Annotated in this window: 16 protein-coding genes; 10 read left to right on the forward strand and 6 right to left on the reverse strand. The window is 64.8% G+C overall.

Annotated elements, in window-relative coordinates:
- Window positions 1-147: 147 nt before the first annotated feature.
- The 4 genes from EAE28_RS00335 to EAE28_RS00350 are packed head-to-tail and all read left to right on the forward strand — an operon-like array spanning window position 148 to window position 4473.
- Window positions 148-1284, forward strand: coding sequence for an ABC transporter permease (locus EAE28_RS00335; RefSeq protein ID WP_127103831.1), 1137 nt, complete (start codon window positions 148-150; stop codon window positions 1282-1284).
- Window positions 1285-1286: 2 nt separating this feature from the next.
- Window positions 1287-2090 carry an ABC transporter ATP-binding protein gene (locus tag EAE28_RS00340; RefSeq protein WP_127103832.1) on the forward strand — a complete coding sequence of 268 codons (804 nt, stop codon included), beginning with the start codon at window positions 1287-1289 and terminating at the stop codon, window positions 2088-2090.
- Window positions 2091-3830, forward strand: coding sequence for an MlaD family protein (locus EAE28_RS00345; RefSeq protein WP_127103833.1), 1740 nt, complete (start codon window positions 2091-2093; stop codon window positions 3828-3830).
- Window positions 3831-3837: 7 nt separating this feature from the next.
- Window positions 3838-4473, forward strand: coding sequence for an ABC-type transport auxiliary lipoprotein family protein (locus tag EAE28_RS00350; RefSeq protein WP_127103834.1), 636 nt, complete (start codon window positions 3838-3840; stop codon window positions 4471-4473).
- A 4-nt stretch (window positions 4474-4477) separates the two neighbouring features.
- Here the strand turns inward: EAE28_RS00350 and EAE28_RS00355 are convergent, their stop codons facing one another.
- Genes EAE28_RS00355 through EAE28_RS00370 form a run of 4 tightly spaced genes read right to left on the reverse strand, consistent with a single transcriptional unit; the run spans window position 4478 to window position 7853 of the window.
- On the reverse strand, window positions 4478-5377 hold the full coding sequence (locus EAE28_RS00355; protein ID WP_127103835.1) for an NAD-dependent epimerase/dehydratase family protein: 900 nt from the start codon (window positions 5375-5377) through the stop codon (window positions 4478-4480).
- The gene (locus EAE28_RS00360; protein WP_127103836.1) at window positions 5377-6153 is read right to left on the reverse strand and encodes an SDR family NAD(P)-dependent oxidoreductase; all 777 of its coding nucleotides are present in this window, start codon (window positions 6151-6153) and stop codon (window positions 5377-5379) included. The genes EAE28_RS00355 and EAE28_RS00360 overlap by 1 nt, the downstream gene beginning before the upstream one ends.
- A gap of 6 nt (window positions 6154-6159) precedes the next feature.
- Window positions 6160-6741: a cupin domain-containing protein gene (locus EAE28_RS00365; RefSeq protein WP_127103837.1), complete on the reverse strand. Its 582-nt coding sequence runs from the start codon at window positions 6739-6741 to the stop codon at window positions 6160-6162.
- The gene (locus EAE28_RS00370) at window positions 6738-7853 is read right to left on the reverse strand and encodes an MFS transporter (RefSeq protein WP_127103838.1); all 1116 of its coding nucleotides are present in this window, start codon (window positions 7851-7853) and stop codon (window positions 6738-6740) included. The genes EAE28_RS00365 and EAE28_RS00370 overlap by 4 nt, the downstream gene beginning before the upstream one ends.
- Before the next feature lie 207 nt (window positions 7854-8060).
- On the opposite strand from EAE28_RS00370, the gene EAE28_RS23645 reads away from it, so the two are divergent.
- Genes EAE28_RS23645 through EAE28_RS00395 form a run of 6 tightly spaced genes read left to right on the forward strand, consistent with a single transcriptional unit; the run spans window position 8061 to window position 12864 of the window.
- Complete coding sequence (locus tag EAE28_RS23645; RefSeq protein ID WP_164736498.1) at window positions 8061-8201, forward strand: hypothetical protein; 141 nt, start codon at window positions 8061-8063, stop codon at window positions 8199-8201.
- Entirely contained in the window at window positions 8194-9012 is an 819-nt protein-coding gene (phnC, locus tag EAE28_RS00375) for a phosphonate ABC transporter ATP-binding protein (protein WP_127103839.1), read from the forward strand. Before EAE28_RS23645 ends, phnC begins: the two co-directional genes overlap by 8 nt.
- 54 nt (window positions 9013-9066) lie before the next feature.
- A complete protein-coding gene (phnD, locus tag EAE28_RS00380; RefSeq protein ID WP_127103840.1) occupies window positions 9067-9969 on the forward strand; it encodes a phosphonate ABC transporter substrate-binding protein in 903 nt (300 codons plus the stop codon).
- Window positions 9970-10029: 60 nt separating this feature from the next.
- The gene (phnE, locus tag EAE28_RS00385) at window positions 10030-10896 is read left to right on the forward strand and encodes a phosphonate ABC transporter, permease protein PhnE (protein ID WP_127103841.1); all 867 of its coding nucleotides are present in this window, start codon (window positions 10030-10032) and stop codon (window positions 10894-10896) included.
- 1 nt (window position 10897) lies between these two features.
- Complete coding sequence (gene phnE / locus EAE28_RS00390) at window positions 10898-12226, forward strand: phosphonate ABC transporter, permease protein PhnE (RefSeq protein ID WP_246022193.1); 1329 nt, start codon at window positions 10898-10900, stop codon at window positions 12224-12226.
- A 20-nt stretch (window positions 12227-12246) separates the two neighbouring features.
- A complete protein-coding gene (locus tag EAE28_RS00395; protein ID WP_127103843.1) occupies window positions 12247-12864 on the forward strand; it encodes an LbetaH domain-containing protein in 618 nt (205 codons plus the stop codon).
- Here the strand turns inward: EAE28_RS00395 and EAE28_RS00400 are convergent.
- Both EAE28_RS00400 and phnF read right to left on the reverse strand, forming a co-directional pair.
- Window positions 12861-14021 (reverse strand): alpha-D-ribose 1-methylphosphonate 5-triphosphate diphosphatase, encoded by a 1161-nt coding sequence (locus EAE28_RS00400; RefSeq protein WP_127103844.1) that lies wholly within the window; start codon window positions 14019-14021, stop codon window positions 12861-12863. The genes EAE28_RS00395 and EAE28_RS00400 overlap by 4 nt on opposite strands.
- A gap of 57 nt (window positions 14022-14078) precedes the next feature.
- On the reverse strand, window positions 14079-14792 hold the full coding sequence (gene phnF / locus EAE28_RS00405; protein ID WP_127103845.1) for a phosphonate metabolism transcriptional regulator PhnF: 714 nt from the start codon (window positions 14790-14792) through the stop codon (window positions 14079-14081).
- Window positions 14793-14832: the final 40 nt, after the last annotated feature.

The following is a 14832-nucleotide window of genomic DNA, read 5'->3' on the forward strand; positions in this document are numbered from 1 at the left end:
TCACACAATGCCGCAGTTGCAGGCACGGCGATCACAATCTGTCCAAGGCGTGGTGCAGCCTGGCTTTACTCTCTCGCCGGGCTCTGTTCTATCAGATCAGCCGCGCTATCCTTGTAACTTCAAGCGGAATGCGCTTGAACGGAGTTCATGACGGTGCCGCCAGACCTTGCCCCTGAGATTACTGTCGTCGCCGAGCCTGCGTCCACCACGGTGGCAATCCGCGGGCAGGTCACGATCTATTCGCTCAGCGCGGTCCAGGCGCAGCTCGCCAACCTTCCCGAAGGGCCGGATGTGTCGCTCGATCTGACGCAGGTCACGCGGCTGGACACAGCCGGTGCATGGCTGGTGACGACGCTCAGGGAAAAGATCACCGCGCGCGGTGCCGGGTTCGAGGTTCGCGGCCTTGCGCCCGAAGCCCAGAGCTTTCTCGACAGCGTCGAAAAAGCGATGCCACACCCCGAGGCCGCGAGCGATGAGCGCAAGACGATCGCCGATCTGGTTGCGGGTATCGGCGCGGCGGTGGTTGGCGCCGTCAGCCTGCTGCTCAGCCTGCTGGGGTATTTCGGCATGTTTCTGGCGCGGCTTGCCCGCGCCTTCCGCCACCCGCGTGAATTCCGCCTGACAGCACTGGTGCATCATTGCGAAGAAGTCGGGCTCAAGGCCGTGCCCATCGTGGCACTGATGGCGTTTCTGATCGGGGTGGTTCTGGCGTTTCAAGGCGCCTCGCAGCTGCGGCAATTCGGGGCTGAAGTGTTCGTCGTCGACCTGATCGCCGTGTCCATCCTGCGCGAGCTGGGCATCTTGCTGACCTCGATCATCGTGGCGGGGCGGACGGCCTCTGCCTTCACCGCCGCGATCGGCTCGATGAAGATGCGCGAAGAGATCGACGCGATGCGTACGCTGGGGCTGGACCCGGCGATGACGCTGTTTGTGCCGCGCATTCTGGCGCTGCTGCTGATGCTGCCGATCCTTGGCCTGATCGCCGATATCGCCGGGCTGTTCGGCGGCGCGCTGATGGCATGGGTCGAGCTGGGCATCTCGCCTGCCATGTTCCAGACCAGACTGGTCGAAGGCACCGATGTCAGCCACTTTCTGGCTGGCGTGATCAAGGCCCCGGTCTTTGCGCTGATCATCGGCGTGATTGGCTGCCGGTCGGGCATGCAGGTGCAAAGCAACGCGGAATCGCTGGGGCAAATGACCTCAAAGGCCGTGGTGATGGCAATCTTCTCGGTGATCGTCGCCGATGCCGCGTTTTCCATCTTCTTCGCACAGATCGGGTTCTGACGATGACTGACACCCCCTCGGATGCGGTGATCACGGTGCGCGGCGTGCGCAACCAGTTCGGCACGCATCTGGTGCATGACAATCTGGACCTTGATGTCTGGCGCGGCGAGATCCTGGGCGTGGTGGGCGGTTCCGGCACCGGGAAATCGGTACTGCTGCGCACCATCGCCGGGTTGCAGGAGCCCGCTGCCGGCACCATCACCGTGCTGGGCACCGACCTGAGCACGGCGACCGAAGACCAGCGCAAAGCCATCGAGGCACGCTGGGGCGTGATGTTTCAGGACGGCGCGCTGTTCTCGTCACTGACCGTGCGCGAAAACGTCGAGGTGCCGATGCGCAGCGTGCCGGGTCTGTCGCGCGAAACCGTGCGGGCTTTGGCCGATCTGAAGATCTCGATGGTCGGCCTGCCTTATCTGGCGGGCGACAAATACCCGTCCGAGCTGTCAGGCGGCATGCGCAAGCGGGCCGGTCTGGCGCGGGCCTTGGCGCTGGACCCCGATATCGTGTTTCTTGACGAGCCCACAGCGGGGCTTGACCCGATTGGTGCCGCAGATTTCGATCAGCTGATCAAGGGCCTCAGCCGATCGCTGGGCTTGACGGTATTCCTCGTGACTCACGATCTGGATACGCTACATGCTATCTGCGACAGGATCGCCGTTCTGGCTGAACGCAAGGTTCTGGTCACCGGCACGATGCAAGAGATGCTCAGCGTCGATCATCCGTGGGTGCACAGCTATTTTCACGGTCCGCGCGCACGCGCCGCGCTGGATCACGCCGAGAGCCAGACTGCCGGGAAGGGCGACTAAGTGGAAACGAAAGCCAATTACGTTCTTATCGGCCTGTTCACCATCGCCGGAATTGTCGGGCTTCTGGGGTTCTTTATCTGGTTCGCGCAGGTCGAGCTGGATCGCCAGTTCGCCTATTACGACGTGCGCTTTGACTCGGTCTCGGGGTTGAGCAACGCGTCTGACGTGCGCTTCAGCGGGTTGCCCGTGGGACAGGTCGTCGCTGTGCGCCTGTCGCCGGACAACGATGGCAGCATCACTGTACGACTGGAGATCGCCGCCGACACCCCGGTACGCACCGACAGTGTGGCCACCATCGAATCGCAGGGTGTGACCGGCGTGTCCTACGTGGGCATCAGCGCGGGCACCTCGACCGAGCCCTTGCTGGTTCCCACGGCGCGCCAGTCGGTGCCCGAGATCACCGCCGGGCGCTCGATCCTGCAAACCCTGTCCGAGGACGGACCTCAACTGGTCAACGAAACGCTGCGCGTGGTGCAGGGAATCAGCGCGCTGTTGAGCGACGACAACCAGCAGCGCATTCAGGCGATCCTGACGAATGCCGAAACAGCATCCGAAGGCTTGTCCACCGCGTTGCAAGGCTTCTCTGGCGTCGCCGGAACGGTTGACGAATTTGCGCAGCAAATCAACCGGTTCAACACCACGCTCGATACGCTCACCACCAGTCTGACCGGGGTTCTCTCAACGGCGGACGAGACGTTGGAATCCATCACCACGCTGGCCGCGCGCTCGACGGTTCTGGTGGACAACGGCACCGTTGCTGTTGTGTCGATCGAAGCCGCCGTCGCCGAGGCCGAGCGCTATATCACCGAAGATCTGACCCCGGTCACCACCACCGTTCGCAGCACCCTGGCCGATCTGAACACGCAACTTGCGACGCTGAGTGCCGACGCCGACAGGCTGATGACCACCTTCGACACCACCGGCCAGACGGCGACCGCGCGGCTGGAGGAGCTTCAGGCGCTGTTCACCCGGGCCGAGACCCTGATGGCCGGGCTGGAAACAACCGCAGGCTCGGTCACCGATGTCGCCACGCGCATCGACGGATTGATCGAAAGCGACGCCGCGCCGCTCCTTGCCGAAACACGGGTCGCCGTGGCCGAGGCCACGCAGACCATCCGCTCGGTCAACGCCGTAACGCAGACCCAGTTGCCCGCAACCATCGCCAATGTTCAGGCGGCGGTCGAGAACGCCCGCACGGTGATCGCCGATCTGGGCACGACGCTGACGACGGCGGCGGACGGTGTCGGCGGCGTCGTGACCGACGCGCGCGCCACGCTGACACAGATCACCACCACCTTCAGCGACGCCAACCAGACCCTGAGCGCCATCAACAGCGCACTGGCCGTGGGCGAGCGCACCCTTGCCGCCGCCGAAAGCACCTTCACCGGCGCCGACCGTTTCCTGAACGAGGATATCGACGGGCTGATGACGGAACTGCGCGCGACGGTCGAGGGGGTCAATCAGGCCGTCGGTCAGGTTTCGGCGGATCTGCCGGGGATCTCGGCCAACCTGCGCGCTGCCGGACAATCGGCGGCGGACACCTTCGCGCAGGTTCAGCGGCTCGTGGATTCCTCGGCCCCCGGTGTCCGCGAATTCACGACGACGGGCCTGCCGCTTTATACGCGTCTGGCCCAGGAGACGCGCGAACTGATAGACAACATCGACCAGCTTACGCAGCAGATCTCGCGCTCGCCGGCCCGGTTCTTTCTGGACCAGGACGTCCCGACCTTCAGAAGGTAAGACTCGAATGACCTATGCCTCTTCCATCAGGACAGTTTTGCTGGCCGTCGGCCTGCCCCTGCTCTCGGGCTGCGGGGCGATATCCGCGATCAATGGCGCCACGGCGGCGCTGGATGTCTATGAACTGCGCGTCCCTGCCGATCTGCCCGTCACAACCGGACGGGCGCTGCAACGCGATGTGGTGATCGAGCTGCCAACCTCGGGCGGCGCGCTGGCCACTGATCGGATCATGGTGCGCCCCAGCCCCTTGCAGGCGCAATACCTCGCCGATGTGCGCTGGAGCGAGCCGACGCCGGTGATGGTGCAAACCCTGATGCTGCGGGCGCTGGATGCCACGCAGGGGCTGCGCTACGTCGGTCGCCGCCCGCTGGGTGCCAGTGGCGATTTCGCCATCGTCAGCGAGCTGGTGGATTTTCAGGCTGATCTGGCCCCCGATGCCAACAGTGCCACCGTTGAGGTCCGCCTGATCGCCCGCATCGTGCGCGAGCGTGATCTGGGCATCGTCGCCTCGCGGACCTTTACCGCCAGCGTGCCCGCCGCATCGAGCGACACGCCGGTGCTGGTGGACGCCTTCGATGCCGCCGTCGGGCAGGTGATGCGCGACTTCGCGCCTTGGGCGATGACCGCCGTTCGCGTGAACTGAGCCCTCAGGCCAGCGCGTTGCGCACAAGCGCGCGCACATCCGCATCCGCGCGAAACCCGGCTTTGAGCGCGGGGGATGCGTCCAGCTCAGGCAGGGCGCCGAACAGTCCGGTCAGACGGGCGTCGTCGCCCCAGGTGACGCGGCTGGTCTGACCGGTGACCTCGGCCACCGCCTGCGCCACCGCGCCGGTGGTCAGGTGCAGCACCGGCGGCTGGATCACCGCATCCCCGTCCAGCGTGCTGGCGTGCAAGAACGCTTCGACACAGGCCGGACGCGACAGCCACCAGCAGCGGGCAGTTTCGGGCACAGGGCAGTCATAGCCCTGCCCTGCGGCAATCTTGTGGAACAGCAGGCTCATGAAGGCCGAGCCATGGCCGGTCTCGGTCGCAGGCCGCGCAACGACGCCCGGCAACCGCAGACTGACCGCGTTCAGATCGCCTCGCCGGGTGAGATCTGCCAGCAGTACCTCGGTCATCCGCTTGTGCGCACCATAACTCAGCGCGGGGTCGCAGGGCGTAGCGGGCGTCACCGTTTCACGCAAGGCGCCGTAGACCGCAATCGACGAGGCAAACACGAAGCGCGCGCCGGGTTTGCGCTGCGCGACCCCGCGCGCCAGTGCAATCGGGGCCAGCAGATTGATGCGGTGGCCGAGGTCAGGCTCGCTTTCGGCCTTGGCACCGGGCAGGCTGGCAAGGTGGAACACCAGATCGAAACCGGGTGCCAGAAGCGCGTCCACGAACCCCGGATCAGTCAGATCCCCCGGTTGCAGCGCTGCTCCCTGCGGACCCTTGGTGATGTGTTGATCGGTCAGGACCAGCTGCGACAGATCCGGGCGGTGGTCCGCCACCGCCCGCGCCAGCGCCTGCCCGATGAACCCGCCCGCGCCGGTAATCAGCACCCGCATCACAGATTTCCGTCCGACAGGGTCGTCCCGCCATCGACTACCAGCGTTTGCCCGGTGATGAACCCGCCCGAACGGCTGGCAAGCATCACCACCACGCCGGCGATCTCGTCCGGCTCGCCGACGCGGCGCAGCGGTGTCAGGCTTAGGCGACGCTCTATGAAGGCCGCGTTTTCCATCAGCGTTTCCGCAAAAGGTGTGCGGATCACGCCCGGCGCCACGGCGTTGACACGGACGTTCGACGGCCCCCATTCCACCGCAAGATTGCGCGCCAGTTGGGCCAGTGCGGCTTTGGACAGGCCATACAGCCCGATCGCCTTGTTGCCGCGCAGGCCGGCGATCGAGGCCATCAGCACCACACTGCCGCCACCGCGTTCGGCCATCGTCGGGATCAGCTGCGCGGTCAGATCCATCGCGGCGCGCAGATTGACCTCGAACACCGCGTCCACCTCGGCATCGGTAACCGCAGCGATGGGCCCGGCAGGCCCTTGCAGCCCCGCGTTGCAGACCAGCACATCGGGGCGCAGACCCGTACGGTCAAGGGCTGCAACCAACGTCGCCCGGCTGTCCGCCTGTCCCATGTCGGCGGCGAGGGCGGTGGCCGATCCGCCCCGCTGACGCAGGGACTCGGCCGCGCTGTCGCAGCGCTCAGGGTCGAGATCCGAGATCACCACATGAGCACCCGCCTGCGACAGCGCGTCGACCAGCGCCGCGCCAAGCCCGCCGGTAGCACCGGTCACCAGAGCAATCTTTCCTGTCAGGTCAAAGAGATCCATCATTCCGGGTCAATCAGCCTGCGCGGTCAGGGCGATCTCGGGCGCAAACGTGCCATCAATGAGCACAAACAGCATGCGGCACATCGCCCCCGATCTGTTCGCCCAGGCATGATTGGTCCCGCGCTGGATGACCACCGAGCCGGGCTTCAGCGCCACCTCGCCCTCATCCAGAACGAGGGTCATCTCGCCCGAGATCACGATGCCATAATCCACCGATTCAGTGCGGTGCATCAGCGGATGCGGGCTTGTCGCCGTGACCGTAGACGCGCCCTTGTCGCCGATTTCGGAGAACGCGGCACCCATCTTGGCGGCGCCGGTTTGCAGAAAGTCCTCGGTGTCGGGCGGGATATCGACGAAACGGATGCGCGTGCCGTTCGCAGGCGGCGGCAGGGTGAGCGGGCCGAGCGTCGGATCGGCCTCGTTTCCGACCGGCGCCGGCGTTTGCAGCGTGGCCCAGACCTCGTGAAAGACGGTGCCGGGGATAGAGGCCAGCGGGATCACCGTGGGCAAAGGCCCGTTTTGCGAGATCACCGCCCGCCCCTCCGCGTCATGCCCTGTCACGACGCGGTGGATTGCTGGAAATTCTGTCATGTGCGGGCCTTGGATTGGGCAAAGAAGAAGCACGATACCGCCGCAACGACCACAGCCGCAATGCCCAGTGCCGGGAAGCCGAAGTTCTGGCTGAGCGCGCCACCGATGAACGGCCCCAGTGCCGCGCCGATCATCAGCATGGCCGGCGTCGCCGACACGGCGCGACCGGTCCGGTCAATGCGCGCCAGCAGGCCAAAGGCGAAGGTGTGGGTGAAAATCTGCACCGCGACGAAAACCGCGGCAGACGGTGCCCAGACCGGCAGAACCGTCACCATGGTCACCACCAGCGCCAGCGCTGCCTGAACCATCGGTCCGACCAGCACTACCCGGTAGGCCGAGACGCGCTTTTCAAGGAAGATCGCCAGCGGGGCCGGAAAGACCAGATTGACCAGACCCATCGCGATCAGCACCGCCAGCACGCTTTCGACGGGAAAACCGCGGACACCGCCAATGACCTCGACAAACGAGAAGACCATTGCCTGATTGAAGGTCATCAGGCTGATCCCGAAGATCAGGAACCAGACCGGCCGTGACAGGGGCGGCAGTTGCGACGGCATCTCGACAAGGTCGGTCTTGGGGAAAAACAGCAGGCTGGTAACCGCAGCCACCGCCATCAGCGCCCCAAAGCACACGAACATTGCCGCGCCGCCAAAGGCGATCAGCAGTTGCGGGACGGCGCCCAGAAACACCACCGCAAAGATGCCAAGGCAGATCCCGGCCATGGCAAACAGACGGTGCGGGTTCTGCGAGCGCCCGATGGCCCCGTGGACCATCGACAGGCCCGAGCCCACCGCAACCCCGGCGACGACGTGTAGCACGGCCAGCACGCCAAAACCGGTCTGCGTCGAGGCCGCAAGAAAGGCCGCTGCCGCAACCGCAAAGCCCAGAGTGGCGACCAGCTTATGGCTGAGACGGTTTACCCGCGCGGCGAACAGGACCGAAGCCAGCACGGCCCCCAGCAGGAACAGCGTCGGCAAAGCACCGGCCTGTTGCAGCGAAAACCCGAATCGGTCGCGCAATGCGCCGACCCAGACAGGCAGCGCCACCAGATCCAGCATCCCTGCTACATGCGCCACAAGCAGGGCAGCAACGCCCATGATCCCCAGTTTCATTCTGTATTCCCCTCCCAAGGATGGCCGCAGCAGGACTGCAACGCTGGCTGCGATATCGCCCAAGGCCATCCCAGCGGGCCCCGTCAGACATCAAAGCACAGCATCCCGACGCACATCGGTGCTGGCACTCTGTCTTGTGTGGATAGGGGCGCCGAGGGCATTTGAGAAATTGATCTTTCTAATGTTAACCATTTGCGGATTCTATAGATGACCAAAACGCCCTGCCAAAGCGGCGTTGTTTGGCCCCCGACCGCGCCTTTCACCGAACTGATTCAAATCAGTCACCCTTCTGTCGTCGAAGCCCTGCATCTGTCCCGCAACACACAGATGGGTGCGGTTGATGCTTGAAGTTCGCAATGTCTCTCGGGTCTTTGGTCAACGTAAGGCCGTGGACAACATCAGCTTCCGCGTGGACGGCGCGCAGTTCATTGGCATCATCGGGCGCTCGGGGGCCGGGAAATCCACCTTCCTGCGCATGATGAACCGGCTGACCACGGCGAGTGCGGGACAGATCCTCGTCGACGGCACCGACATCCTTGCGCTGAACGGAGCTGCGGCCCGCGCGTGGCAAAGCCAGTGCGCGATGATCTTTCAGCAGTTCAATCTGGTGCCGCGCATGGACGTGGCGTCGAACGTGCTGCACGGCAAGCTCAACAGCCGGTCGACCCTGACCACGATCTTCAACATGTGGTCGCGCGCCGACATCGTACAGGCGCTGGATATTCTGGACCGGCTCGGCATCGCCGAGCAGGCCCCCAAGCGCGCCGAAGCCCTGTCCGGCGGCCAGCAGCAGCGCGTCGCCATCGCCCGCGCGCTGATGCAGGACCCCAAGATCATTCTGGCTGACGAGCCGATCGCCAGCCTCGATCCGATGAATGCCCAGATGGTCATGGACACGCTCAAGCGGATCAATACCGAAGATGGCCGCATGGTCATCGCCAACCTGCACACGCTCGACACCGCGCGGCGCTACTGCGACCGGGTGATCGGGCTGCGTGACGGGCGGATCGTGTTTGACGGTGTGCCCGCCGATCTGACCACAGACGCCGCGCGCGAAATCTACGGCGCGGATGAAAGCTTCAACGAGGACGCGACGTCCACGTCCCTGCCCGCCGACAAGGTCGCGCATCTGCACGTCCTGCCGATGGCCGCGCAGTAACCATTACCCCCTTTTCCGGCCCATTCGGGCCTCATGTCGCAACGGAGAAAACCGATGAAGACGCTTGCTGCCGCTCTGGCTCTGACCACCGCCCTGACCGGCGTTGCCCAGGCTCAGGAAATCACCGAATTCAGAATTGGCCTGCTGGGTGGCGAGAACGCTCAGGACCGTCTGGCCAATAACGAATGCCTGCGCACCTATGTCGAGGAAGCGCTGGGCGTACCGACCACGCTGTTCGCACCGGCCGACTACAACGGCGTGATTCAGGGCCTGCTGGGCGGCAACCTCGATCTGGCGATCCTGGGCGCGTCGGGTTATGCCGCCGTCTATCTGGCCGACCCCGACGCTGTCGAGCCGGTGCTGGTCAAGACCAACCTCGATGGGTCATACTCGTATTTCTCCATCGGCTTTGCCCGCGCTGACAGCGGCATCACGTCGCTGGATGATCTGCAGGGCCGCCGCTTTGGCTTTGGCGATCCCAACTCGACCTCGGGCTTCCTGATCCCGTCGGTCGAGATCCCGCAGGTCACCGGGCATTCGATGGAAAACGGCGCTTATTTTGGTGAAGTCGTGTTCACCGGCGGCCATGAGCAGACCATCATCGCGGTCAACAACGGCAGTGTCGATGCGGGTGTGACCTGGGCCGATGGTCTGGGCGCGTGGGAAGACGGCTACAACTCGGGCGCGCTGCGTCGCGCGGTCGATGCCGGTCTGGTCGACATGAACGATCTGGTCGAAATCTGGCGCTCGCGCCCGATCCCCGAAGGTCCGGTCGTGGTCCGCAGCTCGCTGCCGCAGGACGTGCGTGACACGGTTACCGCGCTGGTTGAAAACCTGTATGCCAACGATCCGACCTGCGCCTATGGCGTCGCGGCTGGCGACACTGCGGGCTTCTCGCCGATCTCGCACGACGCCTATGAGACCATCATCGAAGTTCGCCGCGCACAGATGAACTGAGCCGGTAGACACAAAGGGGCCCGCGTCCAGCGCGGGCCCGCTTTTTATTGGAAATCCTGCATGACATTCCTCGCCACCGGCGCGCGCGGTACAGCCGATCTGCGACACGCCTATCTCGCCCAAGTTCAGCGTCGACGGCTGTATTCGGGCCTGTTGACGATCCTTTTTGTGGCGCTGATGGTCTCGGGCTTTCAGATCGCGCAGGCGCGGAACGCCGGTGATTTCCTGAACGGTATCACCCATATTTTCGACTTTCCCGCCGATATCGTCGACGAGGCGATCGCCAAGGCGGGCAATCTGCCCGGCCATATCTGGGACGCCCTGCCCCCGCTGATCGAGACGATCAACATCGCGGCGGTGTCCACGCTGATCGGCACGCTGTTTGGCGGGCTGCTGGCACTGGCCTCGACCCGCGGGCTGGCCGCCTGGCCACGGCTGATCGTGGTGTTTCGCCGGACCTCGGACGTGCTGCGCGCCGTGCCCGAGATCGTGATTGCGCTGGTGCTGATCTTTGTGCTGGGCGCAGGTCCGGTCCCCGCCGCCATCGCCATCGCCCTGCACACGGCAGGCGCGACGGGAAAGTTGTTTTCCGAGGTGAACGAGAACGCTGACCTCAAGCCGGTCGAAGGCCTCGCCTCGGTCGGCGCGGGCTGGGTTCAGCGGATGATGCTGGGGGTGATCCCTCAGGTCGCCCCGAACTATTTCAGCTACGCGCTGCTGCGCTTCGAGATCAACATCCGCGCCTCGGCCATCCTTGGCTTCGTCGGTGCGGGCGGGATCGGCTATGAGCTGAAGAATGCGATGACCTTTGGTCAGGGTAAACTCGATGAGGCAGCCGGCATCTTCATCGTCCTTTTCGCGACCATCGTGATCTTCGACCAGCTGTCCGGCGTGATCCGCCACCGCCTCACCTATGGAGACGCCTGACATGGCCGCCACCGCAGCGATGCAAAGCGATCTTCTTGCCCGGTTTCGCGGCAAACGTATCCGGTCTTTCGCCGTTCCGGCGCTGATCCTCGTCTATCTGACCTATGTCTTCTTCGCTTTCGATCTGCCCGGCCTTGCCTCGCGTGCCCGGCTCGACAACGCGGCGATCCTGATGAGCGATGCGGTTGCCCATAAGGTCCACGTCACCCGCGACAACCGCAGTGGCGAGATGTCGGTGTCCATAGAAGGGTCGCGCCGTATGACCTTCGCCGCCAACCAGCGCCCCGACTGGGTGCAGGTCGACGGTGACACCGTCCAGATCGACCTGCCGCAGGGCCATTCGGTGACCTATGACGGGCCGGTGGTCAGCTATGACTATCCGGGCTATGGCGTGATCCGCATCACGTCGGACAATGGCATCCATCTGGACCTGCCAACGCCTGAAGTCCCCGATTTCATCAACGCCTCGTCCACGCGTGTCGCGATTACCACCCCCGCCGGGCGTCTGTCGGTGACCCGCTCGCGCACCGAAACCCTGCGCTATTTTCCGGGGTGGGAGCTGTTCTTCTTCGACCTCGCCAGCCCGTACTGGGGGATGAGCTGGGGTCAGGTTGCCTCTACCGTGCTGGTCGGAGAGCGTCTTGATCCCGCACAGAGCAACGTCTCACTGATGGTGTCGAACATCTGGAACAACACCATCTGGCGGCATGGCGACGTGGTCTGGGCGCTGGGCGAGACGATCCTGATGGCCTTCCTCGGGACCTTTGGCGCGGCGATGATCGCACTGCCGCTGGCGTTTCTTGCCGCGGGCAATTTCGCGCCCTCGCGCGCCATCCGCTTCGTCATGCGCCGGATCTTCGACTTTGTGCGCGGCGTTGACGGGTTGATCTTCACCATCATCCTGTCGCGCGCCTTTGGCCCCGGACCGATGACCGGCGCCTTGGCGATCCTGACCACGGATACCGGCAGCTTCGGCAAACTCTTCTCGGAAGCGCTTGAAAACGTGGATGACAAGCAGATCGAGGGTATCCGCTCGACCGGCGCCAATGTCATCCAGCGCTACCGTTTCGGTGTGATCCCGCAGGTGTTGCCCGTGCTGCTGAGCCAGGTGCTCTATATGTTCGAATCCAACACCCGCTCGGCCACCATCATCGGTGCCATCGTCGGTGGCGGGATCGGCCTGCTGCTGACGCAAGCGATCCAGACCACGGCGGATTGGGAGAAGGTGACCTATTACATCATCCTGATCGTGCTGATGGTGTTTGCCATGGACGCCCTGTCGGGCTGGCTGCGCCGCCGGTTGATCAAAGGCGACGGCAGCGGTCGTTAAACCCAAAATCGAGACACACAATGCCCAGATTGTCGCCCACCGAACCGTTCCTCCATCCTGAGTGCGAAATCAGCAACGCGACCTTTGGGGCCTATTGCGAGGTCGGGCGCGGCAGTCGGGTGACCAACAGCGCGTTTGGCGATTATGCCTATTGCGACCGCTATGCCGATATCGCCAACTGCACCGTCGGCAAATTCGCCAATATCGCCGCCTTCACCCGGATCGGCCCCACCGATCACCCGCTGCAAAACGCGGCGCAACACCATTTCCTCTATCGCTCGGCTGACTATTGGGACGACACCCCTGACGATGGCGCTTTCTTCGAGCGCCGCGCCGCCCGGCGTTGCAGCTTGGGCCACGACTGCTGGATCGGTCACGGCGCGATCATCAAGCCCGAGGTGACAGTCGGCATCGGCGCGATTGTAGCGTCGGGCGCTGTGGTCACCAAAGACGTGCCGCCCTTCGTGATCGTTGCGGGCGTTTCAGCCACGCCGTTGCGGGCGCGGTTCGCGCAGCCGGTAATCGACCGGCTGCTGGAACTGGCGTGGTGGGACTGGCCGCATGAGGCCTTGCGCGCCGCGCTCAGCGACTTCCGCAGCCTGCCCGCCGAAGCCTTCCTTGAAAAACACAGCGGCTAGGCGGCACCGGCCGAGAGAAGCTGCCGACCGGCCCTGCCCTGCGCGAAGGCAAGTCGCCCGCCCGAAATCGTCGCCTCGACGCTTTGCGTGTCGGGGTTCATCACAACCAGATCGGCGCGCTGCCCAGCCGCAAGCCGTCCGCGATCCGTCAGCCCAAGGATCGCTGCCGGTCGGGTCGAGATCATCTCCCAGGCAGCGCCAAATCCCAATGTACGCTTGTCGGCCAATGACCACGCCGCCTGCGACAGCGCCGGGTAGTAATAGTCCGACACCAGCGCGTCACACAGCCCGTCCGCAATCAGCCCTTCTGCGGCGATATTGCCCGACTGGCTGCCACCGCGCACCACATTGGGCGCGCCCATCAGCACTGGTTCGCCAGCCTTGCGCGCGGATCTGGCTGCCGCAACCGTGGTTGGAAACTCGGCAATCGGTGCACCGATACTACGGAAGAACCCACGGACCGCCGCGTCGCCGTCATCATGCGAGCCCATTGTCACACCCTCATCCCCCAGACGCGCCGCCAGTTCGCACAGCGCCTGCGGCACCTGCGCGTCCCTGAGTTGCGCCTGCTCGACAATCGTCAGCAACTCGCGCGGGTGGCGGCCCTGCTGCGCGGCCCATCCGGCAAAGCGTTGGGGCTTTTGTTGGGCCATCTCAAGCGCTTCGGCGAGGTGGTTGTTGAACACCACGTAGTCCACGCCGTAGCGTTTCACCGCAGCCAACAGACGGGGATGCTCGTCCACGACATGCGTTTCCAGCCGGATCTGCACGCGGATATCGGCAATCAGATCGGCGCGCATGGCGTCCACCGCCTGCAACAACGCCTCGGTCGCGTCGGCGCTGCGAAAACCGCCCTCCCAGCTCCAGCTTTGCGCCAGCCAGGCGGTGGTCACGCCATTCGCCGCCAGCTCGGCCGCTACCGAGCGCAGGGCGCGGGCCTTGTCGAACGGTGCGGCGGGCCGGGGTGTCAGGTGACGCTCGAACCCGTCGCCGTGCAGATCGACGATGCCGGGCAGAAGCAGAAAGCCGCTCAGATCGACCGCGCGCGCGGGGCCGTCGGTGATGTGGCCGTCGGCCAGTGTCAGCGGGGCGTCGTGCAGGATGGCGTCGTTCAGGACGCGGGCGCCCGTCAGGCGGATCGGGGGAAGCAAGGGCATAGCGGTCTCCAGTGGTCGCGCCCTCTATCCCGCGCGCCGATGACAGCGCGGTGACGGTCAGTCGGGGATAACGCTCAACGTCACCCGTTCGCCGGCGAAATGCGCCAGACCATATTCGACCGGTGTCCCGTCAGGCCCCAGATTGAGCGACTCGGCCCTGATCACCGGATCGCCCCGGCGCAGTTGCAAATGCCCGGCCAGCAAGGCATCCGCAGCGCTGGCGGTGATCTTTGTCCAGGCGCGGGTGTAGTCGGGCACCCCGCAGGCCTGAAGCGACTCCGTCACGCCCAGCCCCGAGCCGATTGCCGCCGCCATCCCGGGCAAGCGCGCCTGCGGAAAGGCCGAGCGGAAATGGCCAATGACCACGCCGTCGGACAGCGTAAGCCCTTCGACCCTGAGCACCTCATCCCCGGCAGCAAGGTGCAGCGCCGCTGCCTCATCCTCACTCGCCGCAAAGGCCTGCACGCTGAGCACCTTGCGCCCCGGAACGCGGCCCGTTGCCGACAGCGCGCGGTGAAAACGCATGCGGCGGGTGAGAGGGTATTCGGTCGGCTTGGCCGCCACAAACACCCCCGCCCCGCGCCGCGCATAGACCGTGCCGCGTTCGGCCAAATCAGCAATCGCACGGCGGACGGTGTGACGGTTGACGCCGAAACGCTCGGCCAGTTGCGCCTCGGTCGGCAGTTTCGCACCGGGGGCCAGGCCTGCGGCAATCTCTTGCCCGAGCATGTCGGCGATGCGGCTCCACAGGGGTTGATCGCGGTCTGTCATCGAAATTTCACGTGACCTTGGGACGATGGAAAGCTAGAAC

The sequence above is a fragment of the Pararhodobacter zhoushanensis genome (assembly GCF_003990445.1).
Taxonomy (GTDB): domain Bacteria; phylum Pseudomonadota; class Alphaproteobacteria; order Rhodobacterales; family Rhodobacteraceae; genus Pararhodobacter; species Pararhodobacter zhoushanensis.

What these genes read in the sequence shown, in the direction of transcription:
- EAE28_RS00335 (WP_127103831.1), top strand. Translation starts at nt 148, where the DNA reads ATGACGGTGCCGCCAGACCTTGCCCCTGAGATTACTGTCGTCGCCGAG.
- EAE28_RS00340 (WP_127103832.1), top strand. Translation starts at nt 1,287, where the DNA reads ATGACTGACACCCCCTCGGATGCGGTGATCACGGTGCGCGGCGTGCGC.
- EAE28_RS00350 (WP_127103834.1), top strand. Translation starts at nt 3,838, where the DNA reads ATGACCTATGCCTCTTCCATCAGGACAGTTTTGCTGGCCGTCGGCCTG.
- EAE28_RS00355 (WP_127103835.1), bottom strand. Translation starts at nt 5,377, where the DNA reads ATGCGGGTGCTGATTACCGGCGCGGGCGGGTTCATCGGGCAGGCGCTG.
- EAE28_RS00360 (WP_127103836.1), bottom strand. Translation starts at nt 6,153, where the DNA reads ATGATGGATCTCTTTGACCTGACAGGAAAGATTGCTCTGGTGACCGGT.
- EAE28_RS00365 (WP_127103837.1), bottom strand. Translation starts at nt 6,741, where the DNA reads ATGACAGAATTTCCAGCAATCCACCGCGTCGTGACAGGGCATGACGCG.
- EAE28_RS00370 (WP_127103838.1), bottom strand. Translation starts at nt 7,853, where the DNA reads ATGAAACTGGGGATCATGGGCGTTGCTGCCCTGCTTGTGGCGCATGTA.
- EAE28_RS23645 (WP_164736498.1), top strand. Translation starts at nt 8,061, where the DNA reads ATGACCAAAACGCCCTGCCAAAGCGGCGTTGTTTGGCCCCCGACCGCG.
- phnC (WP_127103839.1), top strand. Translation starts at nt 8,194, where the DNA reads ATGCTTGAAGTTCGCAATGTCTCTCGGGTCTTTGGTCAACGTAAGGCC.
- phnD (WP_127103840.1), top strand. Translation starts at nt 9,067, where the DNA reads ATGAAGACGCTTGCTGCCGCTCTGGCTCTGACCACCGCCCTGACCGGC.
- phnE (WP_127103841.1), top strand. Translation starts at nt 10,030, where the DNA reads ATGACATTCCTCGCCACCGGCGCGCGCGGTACAGCCGATCTGCGACAC.
- phnE (WP_246022193.1), top strand. Translation starts at nt 10,898, where the DNA reads ATGGCCGCCACCGCAGCGATGCAAAGCGATCTTCTTGCCCGGTTTCGC.
- EAE28_RS00395 (WP_127103843.1), top strand. Translation starts at nt 12,247, where the DNA reads ATGCCCAGATTGTCGCCCACCGAACCGTTCCTCCATCCTGAGTGCGAA.
- EAE28_RS00400 (WP_127103844.1), bottom strand. Translation starts at nt 14,021, where the DNA reads ATGCCCTTGCTTCCCCCGATCCGCCTGACGGGCGCCCGCGTCCTGAAC.
- phnF (WP_127103845.1), bottom strand. Translation starts at nt 14,792, where the DNA reads ATGACAGACCGCGATCAACCCCTGTGGAGCCGCATCGCCGACATGCTC.